Origin of the sequence: Anaerocolumna sp. MB42-C2, from assembly GCF_030913705.1 — a bacterium.
Lineage (GTDB): Bacteria > Bacillota > Clostridia > Lachnospirales > Lachnospiraceae > Anaerocolumna.
Genome location: NZ_CP133190.1, coordinates 811244 through 836127, shown reverse-complemented (window position 1 = coordinate 836127; position 24884 = coordinate 811244). Strand labels below are relative to the sequence as shown.

General features: G+C 36.1%; 21 protein-coding genes. 18 read left to right on the top strand and 3 right to left on the bottom strand.

From position 1 onward, the window contains the following. Positions 1 to 19: 19 nt before the first annotated feature. A complete protein-coding gene (locus RBU59_RS03775) occupies positions 20 to 853 on the top strand; it encodes an AraC family transcriptional regulator (protein ID WP_308146547.1) in 834 nt (277 codons plus the stop codon). A gap of 200 nt (positions 854 to 1053) precedes the next feature. Further along, positions 1054 to 2124, top strand: a complete 1071-nt coding sequence (locus RBU59_RS03770) for a hypothetical protein (protein ID WP_308146546.1) — start codon at positions 1054 to 1056, stop codon at positions 2122 to 2124. 25 nt (positions 2125 to 2149) lie between these two features. Here the strand turns inward: RBU59_RS03770 and RBU59_RS03765 are convergent, their stop codons facing one another. Then, positions 2150 to 2515: a helix-turn-helix domain-containing protein gene (locus tag RBU59_RS03765; protein WP_308146545.1), complete on the bottom strand. Its 366-nt coding sequence runs from the start codon at positions 2513 to 2515 to the stop codon at positions 2150 to 2152. 348 nt (positions 2516 to 2863) lie between these two features. Here RBU59_RS03765 and RBU59_RS03760 point away from each other — a divergent pair, with 348 nt between their 5' ends. The 11 genes from RBU59_RS03760 to RBU59_RS03710 all read left to right on the top strand — a co-directional run bounded on the left by RBU59_RS03760 (position 2864) and on the right by RBU59_RS03710 (position 16859). Continuing rightward, on the top strand, positions 2864 to 4798 hold the full coding sequence (locus tag RBU59_RS03760; protein WP_308146544.1) for an ABC transporter substrate-binding protein: 1935 nt from the start codon (positions 2864 to 2866) through the stop codon (positions 4796 to 4798). Between the two features lie 123 nt (positions 4799 to 4921). Next, positions 4922 to 5920 (top strand): ABC transporter permease, encoded by a 999-nt coding sequence (locus RBU59_RS03755; protein WP_308146543.1) that lies wholly within the window; start codon positions 4922 to 4924, stop codon positions 5918 to 5920. Between the two features lie 3 nt (positions 5921 to 5923). Next, positions 5924 to 6853: an ABC transporter permease gene (locus tag RBU59_RS03750; RefSeq protein WP_308146542.1), complete on the top strand. Its 930-nt coding sequence runs from the start codon at positions 5924 to 5926 to the stop codon at positions 6851 to 6853. Then, positions 6837 to 7874 (top strand): ABC transporter ATP-binding protein, encoded by a 1038-nt coding sequence (locus RBU59_RS03745; RefSeq protein WP_308146541.1) that lies wholly within the window; start codon positions 6837 to 6839, stop codon positions 7872 to 7874. Before RBU59_RS03750 ends, RBU59_RS03745 begins: the two co-directional genes overlap by 17 nt. A gap of 158 nt (positions 7875 to 8032) precedes the next feature. Further along, positions 8033 to 9076, top strand: coding sequence for an ABC transporter ATP-binding protein (locus RBU59_RS03740; RefSeq protein ID WP_308146540.1), 1044 nt, complete (start codon positions 8033 to 8035; stop codon positions 9074 to 9076). A 546-nt stretch (positions 9077 to 9622) separates the two neighbouring features. Continuing rightward, positions 9623 to 10495 (top strand): AraC family transcriptional regulator, encoded by an 873-nt coding sequence (locus RBU59_RS03735; protein ID WP_308146539.1) that lies wholly within the window; start codon positions 9623 to 9625, stop codon positions 10493 to 10495. A 299-nt stretch (positions 10496 to 10794) separates the two neighbouring features. Then, a complete protein-coding gene (locus RBU59_RS03730) occupies positions 10795 to 11706 on the top strand; it encodes a DUF362 domain-containing protein (RefSeq protein ID WP_308146538.1) in 912 nt (303 codons plus the stop codon). A 506-nt stretch (positions 11707 to 12212) separates the two neighbouring features. Next, a complete protein-coding gene (locus RBU59_RS03725) occupies positions 12213 to 13397 on the top strand; it encodes a C40 family peptidase (protein ID WP_308146537.1) in 1185 nt (394 codons plus the stop codon). Between the two features lie 177 nt (positions 13398 to 13574). Further along, entirely contained in the window at positions 13575 to 14378 is an 804-nt protein-coding gene (locus tag RBU59_RS03720) for a hypothetical protein (protein WP_308146536.1), read from the top strand. A 297-nt stretch (positions 14379 to 14675) separates the two neighbouring features. After that, complete coding sequence (locus tag RBU59_RS03715) at positions 14676 to 15053, top strand: BlaI/MecI/CopY family transcriptional regulator (RefSeq protein WP_308146535.1); 378 nt, start codon at positions 14676 to 14678, stop codon at positions 15051 to 15053. Positions 15054 to 15056: 3 nt separating this feature from the next. After that, entirely contained in the window at positions 15057 to 16859 is a 1803-nt protein-coding gene (locus RBU59_RS03710; RefSeq protein WP_308146534.1) for a M56 family metallopeptidase, read from the top strand. Between the two features lie 124 nt (positions 16860 to 16983). On the opposite strand, the gene RBU59_RS03705 is transcribed toward RBU59_RS03710, so the two are convergent. Beyond that, positions 16984 to 17922 (bottom strand): helix-turn-helix transcriptional regulator, encoded by a 939-nt coding sequence (locus RBU59_RS03705; RefSeq protein WP_308146533.1) that lies wholly within the window; start codon positions 17920 to 17922, stop codon positions 16984 to 16986. Between the two features lie 358 nt (positions 17923 to 18280). Between RBU59_RS03705 and RBU59_RS03700 the strand changes: the two genes are divergently transcribed. The 3 genes from RBU59_RS03700 to RBU59_RS03690 all read left to right on the top strand — a co-directional run bounded on the left by RBU59_RS03700 (position 18281) and on the right by RBU59_RS03690 (position 21611). Continuing rightward, positions 18281 to 20446, top strand: a complete 2166-nt coding sequence (locus RBU59_RS03700; protein WP_308146532.1) for a glycoside hydrolase family 3 C-terminal domain-containing protein — start codon at positions 18281 to 18283, stop codon at positions 20444 to 20446. 313 nt (positions 20447 to 20759) lie between these two features. Beyond that, the gene (locus RBU59_RS03695; RefSeq protein WP_308146531.1) at positions 20760 to 21029 is read left to right on the top strand and encodes a late competence development ComFB family protein; all 270 of its coding nucleotides are present in this window, start codon (positions 20760 to 20762) and stop codon (positions 21027 to 21029) included. An 18-nt stretch (positions 21030 to 21047) separates the two neighbouring features. Continuing rightward, positions 21048 to 21611, top strand: coding sequence for an SOS response-associated peptidase (locus tag RBU59_RS03690; RefSeq protein ID WP_308146530.1), 564 nt, complete (start codon positions 21048 to 21050; stop codon positions 21609 to 21611). A gap of 198 nt (positions 21612 to 21809) precedes the next feature. Here RBU59_RS03690 and rpsT read toward each other — a convergent pair whose 3' ends face one another. Further along, positions 21810 to 22073 carry a 30S ribosomal protein S20 gene (gene rpsT, locus RBU59_RS03685; RefSeq protein WP_161838746.1) on the bottom strand — a complete coding sequence of 88 codons (264 nt, stop codon included), beginning with the start codon at positions 22071 to 22073 and terminating at the stop codon, positions 21810 to 21812. A 191-nt stretch (positions 22074 to 22264) separates the two neighbouring features. Between rpsT and gpr the strand changes: the two genes are divergently transcribed. Together gpr and spoIIP are read left to right on the top strand one after the other, a co-directional pair. After that, positions 22265 to 23194, top strand: coding sequence for a GPR endopeptidase (gpr, locus tag RBU59_RS03680; RefSeq protein ID WP_308146529.1), 930 nt, complete (start codon positions 22265 to 22267; stop codon positions 23192 to 23194). A gap of 216 nt (positions 23195 to 23410) precedes the next feature. Continuing rightward, on the top strand, positions 23411 to 24811 hold the full coding sequence (gene spoIIP / locus RBU59_RS03675) for a stage II sporulation protein P (protein ID WP_308146528.1): 1401 nt from the start codon (positions 23411 to 23413) through the stop codon (positions 24809 to 24811). The last annotated feature ends 73 nt before the right edge of the window (positions 24812 to 24884 follow it).

The window sequence follows — 24884 nt, the reverse complement described above, 5'->3', positions numbered from 1 at the left end:
ATATTCAGGAGGTGAAGCAATGGATTGGGTTGATAGAATGAATAGTGCAATGGATTATGTGGAAAAGAATCTAAATAACGAAATAGATTATGATCAAATAAGTAAAATAATGGGCTGCTCTATTTCTGTATTTCAACGTTCTTTTACGCAGATTACCGGTATACCCTTATCGGAATATGTCCGGAACAGAAAACTTACCTGTGCAGCTTATGATCTGCAGAATACGGATGATAAAGTGATAGATATTGCCATGAAATATGGTTATGAATCAGCGGATGCATTCAGTGTTGCGTTTAAGCGGCTGCACGGTGTTATGCCTATTATGGCCAGAAAACCGGATGTAAAGCTGGCATTCTATTGCCGGCTGCACTTCGAACTTACTATAAAGGGGGTTTACAAGATGAATTACACAAAAGTAAATCGGGAACCATTTAAGGTAATCGGCCGAAGAAGAACGACTCCATACGGAGGGGGTACTTGGGCAATTGTAAAAAGCGACGGCAGTGCTGAGTTTATGAAAGAACTAAGCGGACATTTATGTGATTTAGGATTATGTTTTGGCTTTGGAGAAGACGGAAGTAATGACTATATGTGCGGTATTGAATGGGAGAAAGAGAATATTCCCGGATATGACAGTTTCGTATATCCTGAGGCTACCTGGCTTATATTTGAAGCGAAAGGAGCGATTTCAGATAATATTCTTGGAAGTACCTGGCATCGTATCAATCAGGAATTTCTTCCTCAAAGCAAATATAGGAAATCCGGTTTACCTACCATTGAAAAATATGTGGAATGGGACGAGGCTGCGGATACCTGCAGGGTTGAAATCCGGATTCCTGTGGTTATTAAGTAGAATGATTGAACAGGCTTTAGAATTAGCCACAGAATGAATAAGAATAGTCCTTAATAAACGGTCGTATTTAGAAAAAATACTTCCGTTTATTTTTTTCTTATTCAAAGAATGTTATATAGCATGTTAATAATTTTTTTTTAGATATGATTATATGGTAAAGTATGTTAATATATAATTAAAATGTTTGAGTGGAGGGTATTATGGAATTTCAAAATTTAGAACAAAGAATCATACATATGTATATGGATACATTTCCGGATTTTGTCCCCGTATTTGATGAAGCCGTATCTCTGCAGGCTCAAAGACAGTTTTATGATTTTATGAAGGATACTTACCGGACTTTATATGATAACCCTGGTTTATTGTTTACAAGCAGACATGCAGACGATGCCCATACATACCGTTTTAATAAAAGTGCGGACAAAAAACCGGAATTAACAAATCTGATGAGGCGTATCAGTAAAAAAATGGAGGATTTTCTGGCCTTTTTATTTACAATAGGAAATAAAGGGAGTTTGGATAAAAACAGACTTATTATTGAGAATGAACAGAAAATAAATAAAAATCATCTAAATATTTTTAATTCGGTAGGACTAATATATAGAGTGGAGAATAACCGTAAAATCTTAAGTCATAAAGAGTATAACGATTTATTTTATGGATGGAAATTGCTTACGGACAAACAAGGGGCATCCGTATTATCTTTTTCAAGATGTATGTATAATGATAAGCACTCTTATGCTAGTGACATTTACAAACTCCTTTTCGGTAAGAAAGGGAATCTTGAGAAGCTGATTCACTTTCTGGAGGAAAACGGTTATATTCGTATTGATAACAGAGATAATCAGATATCTCTTGATTATGTTAAGAATTACGATTTCAGGGAGCAGCAGGTTAAAGATGCATGGGCAGAGCGTACACATGGCGGAATTTCCATAAAATACGATCCTTTTGTATGGCAGCCGGTATATCTCTGCCTGCGTATGCCCAAAACGAAAGAAATTCTGTCTGCTTTTAATGATATGGAGAAGGAACTTCAGGATTTCATAATAAAGTATAATAAGAAATGTGATAACTGCGGCTACTGTACACAGACAGATAAGACAGGTGCAAGAAAGCCTAATTATATTACCGTTAACAGAGGTAAGGATTATAACTTATGCCTTTTGTTTCCGGGGTTTAATTACTGTTTTACGGATATTAATGAAGAGCTGGCCGATCATATGATACAGTGTCTTTCTTTTATTGACACAGTACTAAAAATAAGATAAAAATTAGTAATTTCTATCGATGCGATTAAAAAGTATCCTTTTTATTTGCTTCGGTATTTTGCTGCTCTCTGTATAAATTAATCATGTAACCTTTAGAGGCGTCCTTATTTTCTTCATTTAATCTATTATAATAATTCAATACCTTTTTCTCGTCATCATTTATTTTAGATTCCATAATAAAATTGTCATTTATATCCAATCCCAACAGATAATCCGATGATATGTTGTAATAATTACAGATTAATATTAAAGTTTGCAAATCAGGAGTGCTGATATTATTTTCATAGTTTGATAAAACTTTATTACTGATGCCAATTCTCTTTGATACCGTTATCTGCATTAATCCTATATTTTCTCGAAGTTCACGTAAGCGATCCCCTAATGTATTCATATGATACCTCCTCTTTTGTCAATATTATAATATATTTAACATAAAAATCTTGATTATCCCAAAAAAATAGAATTCATAATTGACAATCACCTATAAAAGGAATATAATCCTAGTAAAAGTAAAATGTATTTATATGGTAATTCTTTTCTGCAGCATCTTGGTAATCCGGTACTATCTGTCGTAATAAATTTTACTCTGTGCAATAAAGGTCATATCAACTAATCCTTTTGTCACAGTAAAATTTATATATATTTACGGCCATAGAGTTTTAAGAAGGTCTGTTTAGCCGTAAAAATAATCAATAGGGTTGAATATGGGATCAATCCTAAGAATCGGAGGATGTATTTTATGAAGAAATTGAAAAAATCAATCTTACCTGGACTTTTAATGCTGCTTCTGACAGCTGTTGTATCAGCATGTTCCAGGACACCCGCAACAGATGATGTTTTGTCATCCGGTGGGAAGCAAGAGGCGAATGGAAAAAGTATCTATATTCGCCAGGGGGGACTTCCGGACCCGGCATTATTTATTGCAAATCAGAATTCTGAAACCGGTACGAATTCTTTCGGTGATTTTGCTTTTGAGGGATTAATACGTTATCAGCGAGGCACTGACGATATTGAGTTACAACTGGCGGAGAGTTATGAGAATGTAGGTAATAAAACCATCTTTAAATTACGCCCTAATATTAAATGGAGTGACGGGGAAGCTTTTACCAGTAAAGATATCTGGGCATTTTATCAAATATGTCATAATTCACCTGTGAATTATCTGACCTCTATTGAAACACCGGACGATTTGACGGTTGAGTTTGTCTGGCAGGAGCCTGCACCTTTTGACGATCTCCGTATTATGTTAATAGCACAGGAAGTTCATCATGGGCGAATACCCTATCACATTTACAAAAAATTTGCAGATAAAAGGGCTGCTTTAGTCCAACAGCTTCCTTTACTGACGGAAGAACAAAAAGCAAACGGATTACAAGGGCCGTATGGAAGAGACGTATTTAATAATAAGGAAATTGTATCACAACTGGATGATATCTGGAAAGAATATATTGTAACGCCGCCTAATAAAGAACATGTCATAGTCGGTACAGGTCCGTATATTAATGACGTGGGGCATACCATCAATGAAGGAAGTATGAGTAAAAACCCATATTATTGGAATCCTGATAAACAGACTTACGATAAAATAATAATCAAAGCAACGACGGATGCTACAAAAGCCTCCATGATGAAATCGGAAGAAATTCAGAATATGGATGGTACTCTTCCAAAAGATTTAATGGATTCTATATTGGCCTCTAACAAAAATCTTGTATATTATCCTATGGAAGATGCGGGCTGTCATGGTTTATATTTTAACCAGGATTCCAAAACTTCGCCGATGTCAAAAAAGGAATTCAGGCAGGCCTTGAATTATATTGCTAATAGAGAAGCATTGCGGGATATCGGATCTTATCAATCAGAAATACATACATGGTCATCCCTGGGATTACCACCATCCATGCTTAAGAAATATGTGGATCAGGATGTTATTGACAAAATGAGAAAATATTCCCATGATGAGAAAAAAGCGGCGGAACTTCTTGAAAGTATCGGTTGTACCAAAGTTAACGGCAAATGGTATAACCCTGACGGAACACCGATTAAATTAACCATCGGTCTGGATAAAGGCTGGTATATTGCAACTTTAGTATCACCTATCTATGCTGATCAGTTAAAACAATTTGGTATTGATTGTGAAGTTATGGCAGTTGACAGCACCGTATATGCAAATCAGTCTGAAGTAGAACATGCATTTGACATGAGCTGGGATTGGATTGATATTGCCTGGTCATTTTCTTATCCTTATTTCCCGTTAAAAAATTATTATGAACATACCAGCGGACCTGCTAAAAAAATGAATTTTCCTTTTGATAAAAAAACCAATATAACAACTCTGGAGGTTAAAGATTGGGACGGCAATACCATTAATATCTGGAATTGGCTCGCCGGAATGCAGAATGAAACAGACGATGGGGTACGTAAAGATCATTGGGAACGTATTATCTGGGCAACGAATGAGAATGCATTTGCTATTAATTTTTATCAGAACGTAACTGCTGCATGGGAGAACCTGGCAACTACGGATGGTCTTCCTATGCTGGATAAAATGACCGAAAACCGTTGGATGCCTTTTCCCGAAACAGAAGAAGAAAAAATTGCAACTTACAATCTGAACTGGGGTTTTTCCGGTGGTGTACGTAAAATGTGGATGCTTTCTCCTAAGTTAAAATAAACGTAACTAATCAACCGCAGCGTTCTTAAATGCTAAATAATCCGGTTACAGGTACCTGTTTGGGTACCTGCGGCCGGAAACGGTAAATGCAGGAAATCATATTCAGAAGGAGAAGGAAAAGATATGAATTCACGGTATTATGTCAATAAAATAGGAATGGCATTCCTTACAATAATGGTTTGCTCATTACTTACTTTTATATTATTTCGTATGATGCCAGGAGATGTATTTGATGTTAAAGCCAGAGATCTGGCTGTGGCAAGGGGACTTGATTATAATGAAGCCAAAATATTAGTAACCAGGATGTATAATTATGATCCGACTGAGCCGGTGTTAAAACAAATGAGCCGGTATTATTCCGCGTTATTCCACGGTAATCTGGGTACTTCCATGACTAACAGCTCCATAACGGTTAATGAAATAATTACTTATTATATGCCTTGGACACTTTTTTTAGTTTCCATAGCATTAACTCTAAGTTATTTTCTGGGGATTTGGTTAGGCAGCCTTATGGCCTGGAGAAGAAAATCAATTCTCAGTTCTCTGATCGCTGCTTATGCAACAATTGTTAATGCAATACCACCGGCATTGGTTCCTACCTTTGTTCTTTCCATATTTGCGTTTGGACTTGGGTGGTTTCCAATTCAGGGTGCTTATTCCATACAGGTTAATCCCGGATTTAACTGGCAGTTTATTAAAGATGTTCTTTGGCATGCAGCCCTGCCTGTATTTGCTTATACCTGTACTCAGATTAATACCTGGGTTATGAATATGAAGGGCAGCTGTATCGGTGTTATGGCAGAGGATTATGTCACTGCTGCATATGCCAGGGGATTATCTGACCGGATAATAAGACAAAAATATGTGAAAAAAAATGCACTGCTTCCGTTATATACCGCTCTGGCCATTAGTTTTGGAGCGATGTTAGGCGGAGCAACTTATATGGAGGGACCATTTGTTTATCCGGGTATTGGGTCCCAATTGGGAAAAGCTCTTGGTAACCGTGATTTTACCGTATGTCAGGGACTTTTGCTTATAACGACCGCCGCTACAGTTTTAGCCAGCCTGTTTGTGGATTTTCTGATGCCAAAACTTGATCCAAGAATTAAAATGGAGGATTAGAATATGGGAGTGATTAAATCTTTTTTCCGGGTTATGTACAATAATAAACAAGCTTTTACCGGTATGATCATATTAGCATTTTTCCTTATTATGGCGGTTATAGGCCCCTTAGTTATTCCTCTGGATATGGGAACAGATTTTTTAAACCGTTACCAGTGGCCATCCTTTCACCATCTCCTGGGAACAGACTATGTTGGTAATGATCTGTTCCAACAAATCGTATACGGTTCGCGCTCGGTGTTATTTATTGGATTGTTAGCATCGTTTTTTACAGTGATACTGGGGTTTGCCTTAGGTGCCCTGGCAGGTTTTGCAGGCGGATTTACAGACAAAATAATCTCTATGCTGATTCAAATATTAATCAGCATCCCTGTTTTCCCGATTCAATTAATTATTGCAGTTGTATTTCCTGTCCGCAATGTCATTATGCTTGCCATTGTATTAGCGGTTTTAAGCTGGGCGTGGCTGGCAAGAAATGTCCGTGCGTCTATTCTTTCTTTAAAACAGAGGGAATTTGTGTTAGTGTGCCGTATCATGGGATTGCCGAAATATCACATTATATTCAAAGAAATACTGCCAAATGTAACATCTTATCTGGCTTCGACCTTTGTACTCAATACAAACTCGGCGATTGCGGCCAGTGTTGGTCTTATGCTTTTGGGGATGGCACCATATGACGCAACGCACTGGTCAATCATGCTGTCCAATGCATCTACCCAGGCTAACAGCGGAATGAATACAGCAGGAATTTTTAATATGATGGTACCCACCGCTGCATTCATATTATTGCAGATGTCTCTGATCTTTTTTGCAAATGGATTGGATGAAGCCTTAAATCCAAGACTTCGTGCTACCTATAAAACAGGTAATAAAAAATCAGGAAAGCTTCCGCCATGGAAAAGAAAGGAATATTGCCATGCAGACACAAGATAAACTTTTTGAAAACGGCAGACCAGAGGAAATGACTTCTATATTGGAGATAAGAGATTTATGTGTGGATTTTTTTCTGCCCAATGGAGTCTTACGTGCCGTTAATTATTTGAATTTTGATTTACCTGGGGGAAAGATTACAGGGCTTGTAGGTGAAAGCGGCAGCGGGAAAACCACATTAACAAGTGCTGTTCTCCGCACGGTATCCAATCCAGGTAAAATTACACAGGGTCATATTATGTATGAGGGAAAAGATATTCTGGCATTTTCTGATAAAGATCTTAAAAATTACAGATGGCAAAAGGCAGCGATGGTATTTCAGGCTGCCCAGAACTGCCTAAACCCTTCTATGACCATAAAAGAGCAGTTTATTGAAACTTACCTGGCTCATAAAAAAGATTTGAGTGTAAGTGAAATCACAGTTCTTTCGGAAAAACTGCTAAAAGGTGTAAGACTGGATGCAGAACGTGTATTACGATCCTATCCCCACGAGATGTCGGGTGGTATGAAACAAAGGGTCATGATTGCTTTTGCGCAGATTCTGGAACCTGCCATACTTTTTTTAGATGAACCAACCACTGCCCTGGACGTTATTACGCAGGACTATATTTTTGACATATTACAGACTATCCATGAAAAAACCCATATGACCATGCTTTTGTCCACTCATGATATTGCAGTTGTAGCAAAGACCTGTGATTATATGGCAGTTATGTATGGAGGCTGTATAGTGGAAATGGGAAACATATTTGACATATTTGAATCTCCAAGTCATCCTTATACGAAATTATTAATAAAGGCTGCACCCTCACTGGTGGGTGAATTAAAAGAGCGTACAGCCATACCGGGAACTGCACCTGATCTTATGAAGAAACGGGAAGGATGTATATTCGGAAACCGGTGTCCTTTGTGCGGGGAGGAATGCAGGCAAACCGAACCTAAGACAGTAACGGTTTCTCAAGGTCATACTGTTGCCTGTCACAAAATTAATAAAGAATTAGTAAATGACAAACCTAAGAGTTGATATTTAAAGAGCGGTTAGTGAAAAAGCTAGTTGAAAGAAAATTTAAGAAAAGAAAGGAATGCCATAAAAAGAGTATCTCAATCTGTGATACTTGATTTACATTTATTATATGGCAGTAATATATCTGTGAACAGATGTGTTATGTAACGGGTGCTATTATGAATGAAAAAAATAACGGAGTACCAATCGTTCAGCTGGATAATCTGGAGGTGGATTTTTATAAACGAAAAGGGATACTAACCAATCCACAGAGATTAAATGTGTTACATAAAATTGATTTCACAATCGATAGGGGAGAGATTGTGGTAGTGGTCGGTGAAAGCGGCAGCGGTAAAACTACAATGGCTAATGTGATCTCCGGACAAATTAAGAAAACAGACGGCAGCTATAAATTTAACGGTCATGAGATTACATCTATGACAAAAGAGCAGATTTCCGAGTATAGAAGCAGTATACAGATGATACAACAGGATTCCTATGCCGCACTTAATCCTATGAGAACCATGATAAAATCCCTGGGCGACCCTATGCTGATTAAAAAAATTGCCAATAAGAGTAATCTGTTGGAGAAAGTCAGTAAAGTTTTGGAAACAGTTGAGTTAACACCAACAGACCACTTTATCAATAAATATTCCCATCAACTCTCGGGAGGGCAGAGACAGCGTATTCTGATTGCAAGAGCCCTGGCCATGAATCCACAACTTATTTTGGCTGATGAACCTGTATCGATGATTGATGTATCACTTAGAGTTTCTATACTGAATTTACTTGCACGTTTGAATCAGGAAAGGGGTATTGCCATCCTTTATATTACCCATGATCTGGCGACGGCCCGGTATGTAGGCAGAAACGGACGTATTGCAGTTATGTATTTAGGGCAGATTGTAGAGACGGGTAATGTGCAGGAGGTTCTTGCCAACCCGAAGCATCCCTATCTGCAGGCATTACTTTCCGCAGTACCCATACCGGATCCGCGTTTGTCACGAAGCAGGAAAAAAGCAATTATTATGGAGACTGATTTGCCCTCCCTTTCAAATATGCCGTCGGGGTGCAGATATCATACCCGGTGTTTGTACTGTAAAGAGATTTGTAAATCAGAGCAGCCTCAGACCAGACAGTATGGAGCTTCCATGGTTGCCTGCCACCTGGTTGAAGAATTGCCGAAGTTTGAGCTTTATGATAAAATAGCAGAGAATCAATAAGAAGGGGTGTGTATTGTGTCAGGCAGGAAAAAAACTTTACATAGGGGTTTGACTGATCTGGATGAATCGATTCTGTTTTTAACCCAGCCTTATATAAAAATAGCATTGGTATGTTTATTATTATCGTTATATTGCATGTTGAATACGAGGGGTGATTTTCATTCACTTTCTTTTGTTTTGAGTGTTATTACATTCATCATTAACAGTATATTGATAGTAATACTTTATTTTAAGGCTAAAGGTATCCGTTCGAAAGGCAAAGAAAAATAAATATCAAAAATAATATATTAACAAATCAATAATAAATAAATTAACAAAAATAAAAATCCAATATTAAAGCATCTTTTTTAGACTTATAAGATTGGATAACAGTACTGAATATGGTAAGATAATAATAAAAATAAAAAGAGCCGTTTGCTGGAGTAAAAACGAAGCAGGGCATAATAACTAACTGCATTAATGCTGTTACCTTGCATTATTTTGCAATAAATGCAAGGTATTGTGAATTCATAATTGCTATACTTTAATAGAAAGGAGGAGATACAAGTGAAATGGCTTGAAAACATGAATAATGCGATAGAGTATATTGAAAATAATCTTCAGGAGAAAATGGATTACGAGAAAGTAGCGCATGCTGCCTGTTGTTCTGTTTATCATTTCCAGCGAATGTTTTCTTTTATGACAAATATTCCGCTTTCCGAGTATATTAGACGAAGAAAGATGACAATGGCAGCGTTTGAGCTTCAGAACAGTGACATTAAAATCATTGATCTGGCATTGAAATATGGTTATGATTCACCGGAATCCTTTACCAGAGCTTTTCAATTATTACATGGCATCACCCCCACGGCGGCCCGCAAGTTAGGTACCTATATAAAAGCCTATCCACGTATTTCTTTTCAAATAACAATTAAAGGAGATAGCGAAATGAATTACAGAGTCGTACAAAAACAAGCATTCCAGGTATATGGTATCGAGAGGATTTTTGATACAAAGGATGGAGAAAATTTAAAAGATATACCAAAATTCTGGAAAGAACTTATGGACAACGGAGAGTTTGATAAGTTGGCTAAATCAGCAAATTATCCCAGTTCCGTTAATGCGGTATGCGGATACAGAGAAATGGAGGGAACGAAATTTCCATATATGGTATGTAGTCTAAAGACTTCCCTTTCCGACACAACAGGTTACACGGTTGTGGATGTTCCGGCTGCAACCTGGGTTTTGTTTGTAAACGAACCTCACAGCATGGAGGATACAACCAAGGAAACACAAGCTCTGATTGCAAGAGTTTATACAGACTGGCTTCCGACCTCTAACTATGATTTGGTTCCGGGATATGAATTTGAAATGTATTATGACACTTTTGACGGAAAATGTTATGAAGAAGCCTGGTATAGGGTAGTTCCGAAAAGATAAATACACTAACTAACGCTGATGAGTGTAAGACATTGTGAGTCAAATAACAAGAAATGAATGAAAAGAGGCTGTTCTAAAATTTATATATTTTATTACTTGCATTACACACAAGTTAATAAAATTATAAATTTTCGACAGCCTTTTTGTTAGTATCATTAAGGCGCAAAAAGACACGAAAATTGTAAAAAAACATATTATAACAATATAGTTGGGAATATATATGCTTAACATAAAAGTTAAAATTTTGTTAATTATAAATTTTATATAAAATTAAATATTTAATATATGGGAGGTCTCAAATGTATAATTCAATACCAATACCAGTACATGTAGAAGAAAAAATGAAAAGATCCTTAAGAAAAATGAATTCGGAATCAATTGTTGGTATTGGTTTGGGTGAGAAACATGATAAAACCACAAGGACTGCTATATTAAATGCGGGAGGACTTGAAAATTTAATTAAAGTAAATGATACGGTAGTAATAAAACCTAATCTGGTTAAACCGTCCTTACCGAACGAGGCAGTAACAACAGATTATAGAGTTGTTCAAGAAGTAGTCAATATGGTAAAAGAATGTGGTGCCAGTAAAATAATAATAACAGAAGCAACACCTTATGGGAATGTATTTGAAGCAGCTTTATATAATCAAATAGCTGGGGCCGTTTTGATTGATATGAATGAATGCAAGGAAGAGGACTGTTATAGGCTAAAACCGGAAAACAGTTTAACGAATGAAGATTTACTTATACCGAAAATATATATGGATGCCGACATTGTAATTGGTGTAGCAAAGTTAAAGACACATGCCGAAGCCGGTGTTACTTTAAGCTTAAAAAATTCTATCGGAGTACCGCCAACCCATTTTTATGGGATAGGCACCAAGTTAAATCTGCATCTATGGGGTCTAGAGAAATCTATTGTAGATATAAATAAAATAAGAAAACCGGATTTTGTGGTAATTGACGGTATTGCTGGTGGTGAAGGCTTCGGACCGTTGGGGGTTCGACCGGTTCAATCCAATATAGTTTTGGCAGGAGTTGACCCGGTTGCCGTAGATAGCGTTGCACTCGACTTTATGGGATTTACTTTAGAGGAAGTAAGTCATGTCACCTTGGCCGCCAAAGAGGCTTTGGGGATATCGGACTTAAATAAAATTAAAGTAATCGGAGCTGATATAACAGATAAAAAAATGAAATTTAAGAGATGTTAATGGCTCTTGTCAGAATGGAATATTATGAATCAGCGGGGAAAAAATATTTATAATTAAATAAGGTCTAAACTTAAGTTATCAAATAATATAAAATAAATACAGATTATTAGGTATCACTTAGGAGAAAGTTTGAATGCCTTATAATAAATATCTTCAGAAAGGGTGCATAACATGAAAAAAATTATAAAAGCAAATAGGAATATATTAATGACTGTTTTAAGGCAAATCTTAAGAGGCTGTTAGCCTCACATAAAAAATATAAAAATGTAAGAGGTTTTTGCAAAATTTTATAATGCTTAATATGTGCTTTTATTTTCACATCTTTATGTATTAGGAATTTTGCGAAAACCTCTTTTGGTTTATTATGGGAATGTAAGGATTCAGATGTAGATATAAGAATTCACATAATTTCCAACATATACCTAGTGCAATATTTCTGATTTTAATTTACAATAAATTTGTAACATATTTAATAAATTCGTAATAAATGAGTTTGGAGGTTTCAAATGATAAAAGTAAGAAAGATAGTTACATATTGCATGATAGGGACAATAGCTTTTGCCAGCCGTACTGTTATTTCGAATGCTGCCGAGGTGCCGATTGCGGGTATAGATGTTTTATTAAGTGATTTTTATCAGAATACGGATAAAGATTATAAAGATATTAAAAATTATTTGTCCTCTGATTTCTTCAAAGAATATGCGGATATATCTTTCGCGCAGGTAACCGACTATGTAAACATTAGAAAAAAACCAAGTGAAGAAAGTAAAATAATCGGAAAATTATATAATAATTCAGCAGCTACAATAATTTCTAAAAAAGGTGAATGGTATAAGGTGAAATCAGGAACCGTTACAGGGTACATAAAATCCGATTATCTAGTTACAGGTAAGGAAGCAGCAGAAGTAGCGGGTTCCGTTGGTAGCAAAGTTGCAACTGTAAATACAACTACCCTGAAAGTAAGAAAAGAAACCAGTACGGATGCACCTATAATCACTTTACTTCCAATCGGGGAAGAATTAAAAGTTAAAAAAGAAATGGACGGATGGATTAAAGTATCTTTGGGCAGCCAGGGAACCGGTTATGTTTCTGCTGATTATGTGGATTTATCGACGGAATTTACAGAAGCAGTTTCCATTGAAGAAGAAAAAGCAAAACTGGCAGCAGAAGAAGCAGCCAGAAAGGCCGCAGAACAATCTCAGTCAACGGATTCTTCCGCTAATAACAACTCCTCGAATAATTCCTCAAGTAATACGGCTCGTTATTCAGCAAAATCAAACAATATATCATCTCAGGATAAAATTTCAAGTAACAGCAGCTCTAACAGTTCTTCTTCCCGGGACAAGATTGTAAGTTATGCCCTAAAGTTTCAAGGAAATCCTTATGTCTATGGGGGAACAAGTTTGACCAATGGAACGGATTGTTCCGGTTTTACACAATCGGTTTTTTCTAATAATGGAATTTATATACCCAGGGATTCAAGATCCCAGGCATCCAGCGGAAAATCGGTTTCCATATCCGATATCAGACCGGGAGATTTAATTTTTTATTCAAGAAACGGTTCGATTAATCACGTTGCTCTTTACATAGGTAATGGACAGGTTATTAGTGCAAGCAGTCCCAAAACAGGCATTGTGGTACGCAGTTACAATTATAGACAGCCTGTTAAAGCAGTAAGTTATATTAACTAAAATATAGAATCGAAGATAGTCTAAACTTTATTTAAGTCAAAAGTATGATAATTTTAATTTCAGCTCCACAAAAAGTAATAGGATTAGGGTGTTGATGTGCAAATTGACAAATGGGATTTGTATGACTTTGATACCCGAATCCTAATTAATGATACAGAAATGAGGAATCTATAAAAGATGAAGCAATGGAGAAAATACTTGGCCGCGGCGGGAGCCGCAGCCCTGGTTTTAGTTTTGGCTCTCAGTATTAAAAACAACGGGATTAAAGCGGAAACCGAGCCTGTAAAAAACAGTACGATGGTACAGGAAAATTTACAGACTGAAGTGGAAACTACTTCCGAAGAAGCCGAAACGGCTTCAATTTTATCTACCGAAGAAAAATCAGTGGCAAACGATAAAGAAGTAAACCAGGAACAAAGCGTTTCAGAAGATGAAATAAAAGCAGATATTAATAGCTTTATTAAAACATATTATAATGCACTAGGGGATCAAAATAAAGAAAGTTTGGATAGGAAAGATCAAGCAAGTGATAAAAAAACGGCTGATGATCAGGATTCGGGTAAAACAAAAAAGGAAAGTCAGTCGTCAGATAAGCAGTCAGAAGGGAATAAATCTGTTAAAAAACAGACATTGGATAGTAAAGAAGCTGATAATGAAATTATTGAGAAATATCAAGATATTAAAACCTATATTAAACCAGGATTAGAGAAAAATTCCTATGTAGTATTTACTAGATATAATATTAAATTATTTAATATAGATACCTTAGTTCCCGGAATGAGTTCCATGGTTATTAACAGAGATGAGACTGGTAATCTAATTATTAATAAGGAACAAGATAATAAAAAGCTAAACGATTATATTAATAAATTATCGAAAGAAAAAGATATTAAAAAAGTTATTAATGATGTTAATGCTAAATTAACGAAAGCAGTGAAAAAAGATACTGCACTTCAAGGATTTATGGATTATTTAAAATAGTTACCGAAAAGGTTTTCTGAAAGAAGTTTCAGAAGGCCTTTTTTTTATTGCATAGGAAAGTTCGGAGAACTTTCCTATGCAATAAAAAGCCTTCCAGGCAGGATGCGCATGATGTACTTAAGGTAGATGTCACTGAAGTGACAGCGCGTCAACGCTAGGTCTGACAGACCATATTCTTCTTACACATTTCTGTAAGAAAAACTTAATAAGATCGTAATTGATTTTTTGATTCGTCAAATGTAGAATATATTCATAAATGGATTCGTCAAACGTAGAAAGAGGTGAAACAAAAGAAAAATGCTTAAAAGGCTGCCTGATTCGGAATTGGAAATCATGATGATAATATGGGAGGCAAAAGAACCTGTAACAAGTGCATTTGTCAGTGAAAAACTAAAATATAAAAAAGAATGGAAGATTACGTCAGTACTTACATTTCTGTCCAGATTAGTAGATAAGGGTTTTCTGTCAAGCACAAGAGAGGGTAAGGTTAATATATATTTTCCGCTTATCGGTGAGCAGGAATACTTGGTAAGTGAAAGTAAATCCATTCTGGAAAAATTATATGGGAATTCCCTGACTAATTTTGTTACGGCACTTTATAAAAGTAAAACAATCAGTGAGGAAGATATAACAGAACTTCGCCTATTTATTGATAAAGCATCTAAGGGGGAATAACATATGCTGCAGGAAATCTTCCTAAATATTATAAATGTGTCAATCACTACTTCTATTCTTATAGGAATAATTATACTTATGCTCCCATTGTTTCGTAAAAATTATTCGGCAAAATGGAGGTATTGGGTATGGCTGATAATTGCGGTCAGATTGGTGATTCCTTTTAACTTGTCAATACATAACCCGCCTATTGAGATAGCCACACCCGCTCAAAGTGTAGATATTAAGTTAACATTACATAAACCGGCAAGCATTCCGGCTTCTCATTATTTAATGATTCCCCAGACTGTGAAAGATACTGGTACAAAAGAATCCATACCCATTACAGGAATTTTTGCAACGATATGGTTGTCGGGTTTTGTGCTATTTATACTTTATTATATAGGGGGATATATAGTATTTAGAAATTCTATTAAACGGTTTATCAGACCGGTTGAGGAAAATAGAGTTATCGAATTATTTAATAAAGTCAAAAAAGAGTTAAAAGTTACTAGAAATATAAGGGTATATTACTGTAAAAAAGGTATCAGCCCTATGATGACAGGTTTTTTTAATCCTGTTTTGATATTACCGGAGCTTGAGCTGGATAAGGATTATTTGGGTCTAATCTTAAAACATGAATTGATTCACTATATGCGGAAAGATATATGGTATAAAGCATTACTATTATTAGCTAATGGAATCCACTGGTTTAATCCGCTGGTCTATCTTATGAAAAATCTATCCGAGAAAGATTTGGAAATGGTATGTGATACCGAAATTATAAAGGAAAAGGATATAACCTTTAAACGTAAATACAGTGAAACAATTATTTTGGCAATCCATAATGGCAGAGTACATAATACTGCATTTTCAACTTATATTCATGGAGGGAAGAAAACGATGAAGAAACGTTTCGCAAACATATTCGACAATGGTAAAAAGAAACAGGGCATTGTCTCGATATGCTTTATACTGGCAGCGGTCTGTCTGATCGGCAGTTTGGTTGCCTGCAAACATAAAGAGAATGCTCCGGAAGACACAAATAGCACTATTGATACTTCTGATAATAGTGGTAGTGGTAATAAAGGGGCAAAAAAAGATAATCAGATTATATATGGAGATAATAGGTTTGGGGCTTCTGAGCAGGTGGACAATCAAGATCTGCCGGAAATACCTAATAGTACAGATGAAACTGATTCAGCGGATTCGGAGGATAATACGGTTCCCATTACAGTAACAGGTAACAATGGTTATAAGGGCATCCATACTAAGGGCGTCACTGATACGAATCCGACAGAACCAGCCAAAACAGGTAGCGATGTATCAGAAACATCCGGTAATACAGAGTTAAACAGTGACGGTAATTCGTCTGACTCTGATACCATGGATGGTTCCATTAGTAAGGGGGATTCAATTATTTATAATAATAATCAATATGGTTTTGAGTTTACGCTGCCCTCCAGCTGGAAAGGTTATACTATACTAACGGACAAATGGGAAGGAGTCGATTTTAATGAATCGCAGAAAGTGACGGAAACCGGCCCACTTATCTCTATCAGACACCCCTTATGGACTTCAGGTCAACCGCGTCAGGATATTCCGATTATGATATTTACATTAAGTCAATGGGAGGCTATGCAGCAGGATAAATTCCATATCGGCGCTGCACCTATTAATCCGGATGAATTTGGACGTAATTCCAACTATGTATTTGCATTACCGGCAAGATATAACTTTGCCTATCCGGCCGGGTTTGAAGAAGTAGAAGAAATTATGGAAAATGCTCCGTTAACACCAACTGAGAATATAACATCCAATAAGTAAACTCCTATACAAGAGCTATGGTAAAGTTTAATTAGTACTGAACTTTGCTGCAGCTCTTGTATATTATATAATTATTTTCTTTGGGCGTAATATAGTAATGGTTAACAGAAATCTGCAGGAATAGTTAGTCGGAACTGACCTGAGAATCATGGTCTTGCATTCTATAAAATTCTTTGAATTCCGTTGGCGTACATTTTTTAATGGTTTTAAATACCCGGTTAAAAGTTGAAATACTGGCAAAACCGGACTGGAGAGCAACTTCAATGATTGGTAATTCAGGATTAAGCAACAGGCTTTCGGCTGCTTTAATTCTTCTTAAGGTTAAATAATCATAAAAAGAAGTTGATGTCATTTGTTTAAACAATCTTGAAAAATGAAATTTGGAAAACCCGGCTAAGGAAGCAGCATTTTCTAATGTAATATTGTCCATATAACCACGGTCAATGTAATCATAGATCATATTCATTTTCTCTATATATTCTTTTTGTTTATTAAGTCCTGTCTGAGGTAAGATGGTATTAGCACCCATATGATTACGTCCGATTAAAATAAACAGCCTTATTATTAAATTATAGATGGAAGCTTCCCATAGGGGGATAGCATTAATATATTCTTCTTTAATTTGTATTAACAATTCATAAGCTTCTTTATAAATTTCGGGTGAATTTACAGAAGTAATAACATTCGGCTGGGTTAGTACAGGGGTAATACCGGAAAAACCTTTTTGTCTGCTCATAAGTGTGAAATCAAACAGTATAATAATTCTTGAACCTTGTGGCGGAGCATAAAGCTCATGAAGGTCTCCCGGCGGGATGATTAAAATATCGCCTTCAAACAAAGTATAGACTATTTTATTTATAGTTACGGTATAAGAATTTGATAAAGGCATAATGATTTCTACAGCGGAATGCCAATGAAGAGGAAAATTTATATTATTCTGGTTTACCCATAAGAGTACCGAGGAATTATCCGAATAACCGACCTTTTCAAAGGTTCCCTCCACCTTACGCGTAAAGTCAGGATCATATGCAGGATTATTTTTTGTTAATTGTTTATCAGTCATATTATCCTCTTGAAATATCTTATTTGAGTTATCACAGTAACTATAAAACATTTGAAAACCTTGCAACAATCATATATTGCTAAAATATGAGACTAATTTACTAATTGGTATGTCAAATAACATATTATATACAGGAGCATAGATTTTGATTCATTTGGGATAACGTAAGGAATCTATTCATATTTTATTATAGGATGCAGGTAAAGTAAATAGTTTTTATAAAATAGGTAAATATTATAACTTAGCAATTACTGAATGCTGAGTAGCAATAATTGATAAGAGTATTTAGCTTTTTTATAATATAATAACATCATAAAAAAAGAATTTGGACAAGAAAAAGCGAGGAGGAATTTTCAAAATGGAATCTAAAAAGTATTTAGATGAATCATTATCTTTTGAAGAAAGAGCTGCGGCACTGGTATCCGAAATGACACTGGAGGAAAAGGTTTATCAGACCCTTCACGGATCAGCTGAAATTAAGCACCTGGGGGTAAAAGCTTATAATTACTGGAATGAAGCACTTCACGGCGTAGCCAGAGCTGGGGTAGCAACAGTATTTCCACAGGCAATCGGATTGGCAGCAACTTTTGATGAAGAATTTATAGGTCAGGTGGCTGACTGTATCTCAACAGAGGGCCGTGCCAAATTCAATATGCAGCAGAAATACGGAGATACAGATATATACAAAGGTTTGACATTCTGGTCTCCTAATGTAAATATCTTCCGTGACCCCAGGTGGGGCAGAGGTCATGAAACTTATGGAGAAGACCCTTATCTGACTTCCCGTCTGGGCGTTAGTTTTGTTAAAGGCTTACAGGGAAATAATGAAAAATATATGAAAGCGGCGGCCTGTGCAAAACATTTTGCAGTTCATTCCGGACCGGAAGATCTTCGCCATAGTTTTGATGCTAAGGTCTCTAAGAAAGATTTAAATGAAACATATCTGCCGGCTTTTAAAGCCTGTGTACAGGAAGGAAAAGTTGAGGCAGTTATGGGCGCGTATAACCGTACCAATGGTGAACCCTGCTGCGGAAGTAAAACTCTGCTTAAAGAGACACTTCGGGATAAATGGGGATTTAAGGGACATGTAACATCGGATTGCTGGGCGATTAAAGATTTTCATGAACATCATATGGTAACATCTACACCTGTAGAATCCGTAGCATTGGCGATGAATAATGGCTGTGATCTTAACTGCGGTAATATGTTCGTACATTTATTGCAGGCTGTAAGAGATGGATTAGTAAAAGAAGAAACCATAACACAGGCAGTCACGAGATTATTTACTACCAGAATGAAACTTGGTTTATTTGATGCTCCCGAGAAAGTACCTTATAATACTATTAACTATGATGTAGTGGACAGTAAGGAGCATAAGGAGCTAAATGTAAAAGCAGCTAAAAAATCCATTGTATTACTAAAAAATAAAAACGGACTACTGCCGCTTGATAAGAATAAGCTGAAAAATGTTGGTGTGATAGGACCGAATGCAGATAACCGTAAAGCATTAATCGGTAATTATGAGGGAACTGCTTCCGAATATGTAACCGTATTAGAAGGTATCAGAGAGTATCTGGGAGAGGATGTAACCGTTCGTTTTTCCGAGGGATGCCATTTGTTTAAAGATAAAGTACAGGGACTTTCAAGATCCAATGATCGTATTGCAGAAGTCAGGGCTGTAGCCGATGCATCCGATGTTATCATAGCATGTTTAGGTCTTGATGCCGGACTGGAAGGAGAAGAGGGAGATGAGGGTAATGAATTCGCCAGCGGTGATAAACCAAATCTGAAACTTCCGGGATTACAGGAGGATATTTTAAAAGTTCTCTATGAGAGCGGTAAACCGGTTGTATTAGTTTTACTATCCGGCAGTGCATTGGCAGTAACCTGGGCGGATGAACACATTCCTGCTATTGTAGAGGCATGGTATCCGGGGGCTCAGGGAGGCCGCGGTATTGCTCAGATGTTATTTGGTGAATTCTCACCTGAGGGTAAGTTGCCGGTAACTTTCTATCGTACTTCAGAAGAGCTTCCGGATTTTACGGATTATAATATGACAGGGCGTACTTATCGTTACATGAAACAGGATGCATTATATCCATTTGCATATGGATTAAGTTATACGGAATTTGCTCTTAAAGAAACCTCTGTCAGCCGGAACGAAATAAATGCGGATACAAATGTGGTTTGCAGTGTTAAGGTAGCGAATATCGGCAAAATGGACGGAGCGGAAACCGTACAGGTTTATATTAAAGCATTGGATGTTAAGGATGCACCGGTTTATCAATTAAAAGGAATTAAGAAAATATTCTTAAAAGCTGGAGAAGAAGTGGATGTTCAAATGGTTCTTCCGGCACAAGCTTTCGCTTTATTTGATGAAGAGGGTAAATTGGTATTAAATGCAGGTGTTTATGAAGTTTACATCGGAACGTCACAACCGGATAAGAGAAGCATCTGCTTAACCGGAAAACAACCGGAAGTTTTTAAAGTAAGCTGTAAAGAAACATCTGTAATAGAGGCATAATCAGATTGTAGTGGCTGCTGCAAAATAATAAATTTTGAAGCAGCTTCTATTTGTGTATTACATTTAAAACTTGTACATCTTTTCATAAATATCCATATCCCTTGTATAATTGCGAAAATAAGTTAAGATAACTAGTCTTAATAGATTAGTTACAATTGAATTTTTCCATGTTATACTGATTTATATAATAATGGTAAATAAATTCAATTTTTATTTTAATACACACTACATGGGAAGATTTTTCAGAATCTTGCATTAAATATAAATAAAATATGATACTTATAGGATAAAAGCAGATGCAAAGGGGAAGTCTATGGAAAAATATTATAATGTCATGGAGACATTAGTTGAAGAGAAGTTAGACGAAATCTGGGATAATTTAGATTGCTGCAAATGTGAAAAATGTCGTAATGACATTATTGCATGTACATTAAATCAAATGAATCCTAAATATGTTGTAACCAGAGAAGGAGAATTATTTGCTCGTTTGTGCATTTTATCTGCAGATTATGAGTTTGAAATTGTAAAAGCGATTGCCACATCGGTTAGAATTGTTACGGAGCATCCGAAACATTACATATAAAGCAAGGGGGTTTTTCTTATGTGCGGCCGTTATTATGTAGATGACGAAACATCAAGGGAAATACGTAAGATATTGGAGCAGTTGGATGCTAAATATGAGAATAATAACAGGAAAACCGGTGAAATATTTCCCACTGACACTGCACCAATACTGGCAGCTTTTGGGAAGAACATTGAGCCGGAAGTGTCGATATGGGGATTTCCTAATTATTATAAGAAAGGTGTATTGATTAATGCCAGAGCAGAAACAGTACTGGATAAAAAGACTTTTCGTGAAAGTGTATTAAGCAGAAGATGTGTTATTCCATCCAGCGGGTTTTACGAGTGGGACAGCAGTAAGAAAAAGTTCTATTTTAAAAGAGAAAATACAGAGATTCTTTATATGGCAGGAGTTTATAATTTTTTTAATGAGGAATGCCGTTTTGTTATATTAACGACACAAGCGAATCAATCCATGAATGGTATTCATGACCGTATGCCGGTGGTCCTGGATCAGGAAGAAATAGAACAATGGATACAGGACAATAACAGTACAGGCAGGATATTAAATCAGGTTCCGCCCGCTTTGGCGCGGATATCTTAGCTACAAATTTCTGCATATAATTGATCCTATATTCCGGTATTCTGTTTTAAAAGGAGAGTATATCTGAAATCACCAAATAAAGAGAGCCAAAAGAGTTTAAAATAAGACGCTTAATCAAGCGTCTTATTTTTGTGAATAAAGAAATATTCAACTTATACAGGACGGAGTGGGTTAAGCCCCTTCCCGAATCTATAGTTATTAAGCAATAGAATTAACGGCTTTGCTTAAACGGGATACTTTTCTAGATGCAGTATTCTTATGATAAACGCCTTTAGATGTAGCTTTATCAATTTCAGAAATTGCAGTGATTAAGCTTGCTTTAGCAAGTTCTTTGTCGCTGGCAGCCACAGCAGCATCAACTTTCTTTATAACAGTCTTAACCTTAGATTTAATCGCCTTATTTCTTAAAGCCTTAGTTTCATTAACTAAGATTCTTTTCTTAGCAGATTTAATGTTAGCCAAATCGTACACCTCCAAAATGTTCTATTTTTAATTGAATTATTTGTTTCATTAAATCCGGACACGGACGTTCTAATGCAAACATACTATTATATAGTAGTATAAAGCCATAATTCTGTCAATACATATTTTGAAAAAAAATGAAGAAAATATAAGAGAATAACTTTAAACATAGAAAGGTAAAATCTTAGAGTATGGACAAAAAAGAAGAAAATAACAAGATAGCAGGAGTTCCGAGGACGGACCTTGCATTAGAAGTGAGAGAAACCTTTGATGAAGACAATGTAGAAATACAAGGCGTGGTTTTAAAGGAAGATTATGATAAGAAAAAAGATATACGCGTAACTACGGTAACCATTAAAGATCAAAAAGGTGCGGATGCCATGGGTAAACCCATTGGTACTTATATTACTATAGAAGCTCCCAAGCTGGGAGAGGAAGATGAAAGTTTCCACGAACCTATAACAAAAGAAATTGCAAAATATATTAAGCAATTAGCCGGTGATGCTTCTAAAAGAGAAATACTCATAGCAGGACTAGGTAATCGGGAGGTTACGCCGGATGCTTTAGGACCCCAGGTAGTAGATAACTTATTTGTTACGAGACATCTGGTGAAAGAGTTTGGCAGCAGTTTCTTGGAAGAGAATAAAATGGGTAATATCAGTGCTATTTCACCGGGGGTAATGGCTCAGACAGGTATGGAAACCAGTGAAGTATTAAGAGGAATTATTCGGGAAACTATGCCCAAATTAGTAATTGTAATCGATGCATTAGCAGCCAGAAGCATAAACCGGCTGAATAAAACGGTGCAGATTACGGATACCGGTATCAGTCCCGGATCCGGAGTAGGTAATAACAGAAAAGCTTTAAATAAAGAAAGCCTTGGAGTTGATGTGATTGCGCTGGGAGTTCCAACCGTAGTTGACGCTTTTACCATCGTCAGTGATACCATGGAGCAATTTATGTCAAAGCAGGGTTTTGGTGATAATGAAATTCATCAGTTCATGACGGAACTCAATGAGGAAACTATGGGTAATATGTTTGTTACACCAAAAAATATTGACGAATCGATAAAACGCATTAGTTATACCATCTCTGAGGCTTTAAATAAATGTTTCGCTTAAGACAGGTTTCGCCAAGCCCTAAAGCCAAAAATAATTTAGCCGAATATGAATTATTTTAAAATGACTTTAGGTTTTGGCTACTGGCATAGCCTGTCTAAAAAATTTTATAAAATAGCACCCGAAACGTTATCAGATTGAAAACTGAAGCATATGATAGATTAAGTAGAAGGTTTATTTTATGTTTCTTATGGTTAAAACTTCAGATGGGAGAGATTTATGAGAAGGTATAAATACAGGATTGCAAGACTGTTTCATATAGCGCTTTGGAGTATAATTTTATTTCTTAGCTTAAACGTACTGATTAAATGTATTCGTATACTGGGACCGGATTCCGGCGGCAATCCCGGTGATTCCTTCGAGTCAAATATTGTTACAGCAGCCTGCAATTATATGATGCAATCCAATCTTCCCATATTAGGTTACATATCCGGCAGTGAGGAAAACAGTAATAGAAATTTTATACTTAATACAATGATAGGAAATTTTCCTATTAATCGTTACATAGCTCAGGCAAGCGACGGATCAGAAAATAATTTCATAGAAGATCAAAATAATACGCTTTTATTTTCAGAGGGCAATTATACCTTATTTAATAATGACCTATATGTTAGTAAAATATTAGAGGGAATTAATAGTTATAATAAACGGTACGTACATAATCAGACGTACAATAATATCAATGGCAAAAACACTAATTCACACAACGGCGAAACGGCTGTGGCAGTGAGTGGAACAAACGGTTTCATGCCTGTTGATATTATAAACGGAGAAGTTTATTTAGAAAATGAGGAAACTAACATTTCGAATGAAGATGCGAAAGAAACGTTGGGAATGATTAATGGGCAGAGTTTTACTTTGAACCAATTGTTAAACCGGCAGTTCTTATATAATAACTTTTATATTATTGACTCTACAACGGTTGTTACGGATGACTTATTTAATGCAGACAAATTGTTGGGTGAAGATCTGAGTATGAAAACACCGAAAGACAAGCCGCAGATTCTAATCTATCATACCCATTCCCAGGAGAATTACAGTGACAGCAGACATGGGAAAGAAGCGGATACGGTAGTAGGGGTAGGATCCTATCTGACAAAATTACTGGAAGATAAATACGGATATAACGTTATACATGATAAGACAAAGTATGATATTATGGGAGGAGAGCTGGACAGAAGTTTGGCTTATAATTATGCCTGTGATGGTGTTGAGAAAATATTAGACAAAAATCCTAGTATTGAAGTAGTTATAGACTTACACAGAGATGGTGCAAATAATAAGCGTGTGACTAAAATAGACGGAAAAGATGTGGCGCAGATTATGTTTTTTAATGGCTTAAGCAGGAATGCAAAGGGAGAGGATAATATTCATTTGAAAAATCCATATATACAGGATAATTTAGCATTCAGTCTTCAAATGCAATTAAAGGGTCGTGAAATGTATCCCGGTTTAATGTATAAAAACTATCTGAAAGCATATCGGTATAACTTACATTTGAGAAAGAAATCTCTGTTAATAGAATTAGGAACTGATAAGAATACACTGGAAGAGGCGAAGAATTCAATGGACTATCTGGCAGAAATTCTAAATAATGTTCTCTCTGGAGACAATAAATAGTATTAGAAATAAACGGGTACTTACATAAACTGTGGAGTATTTAGTAACATTTACCTGTTGAATTAACTAAATA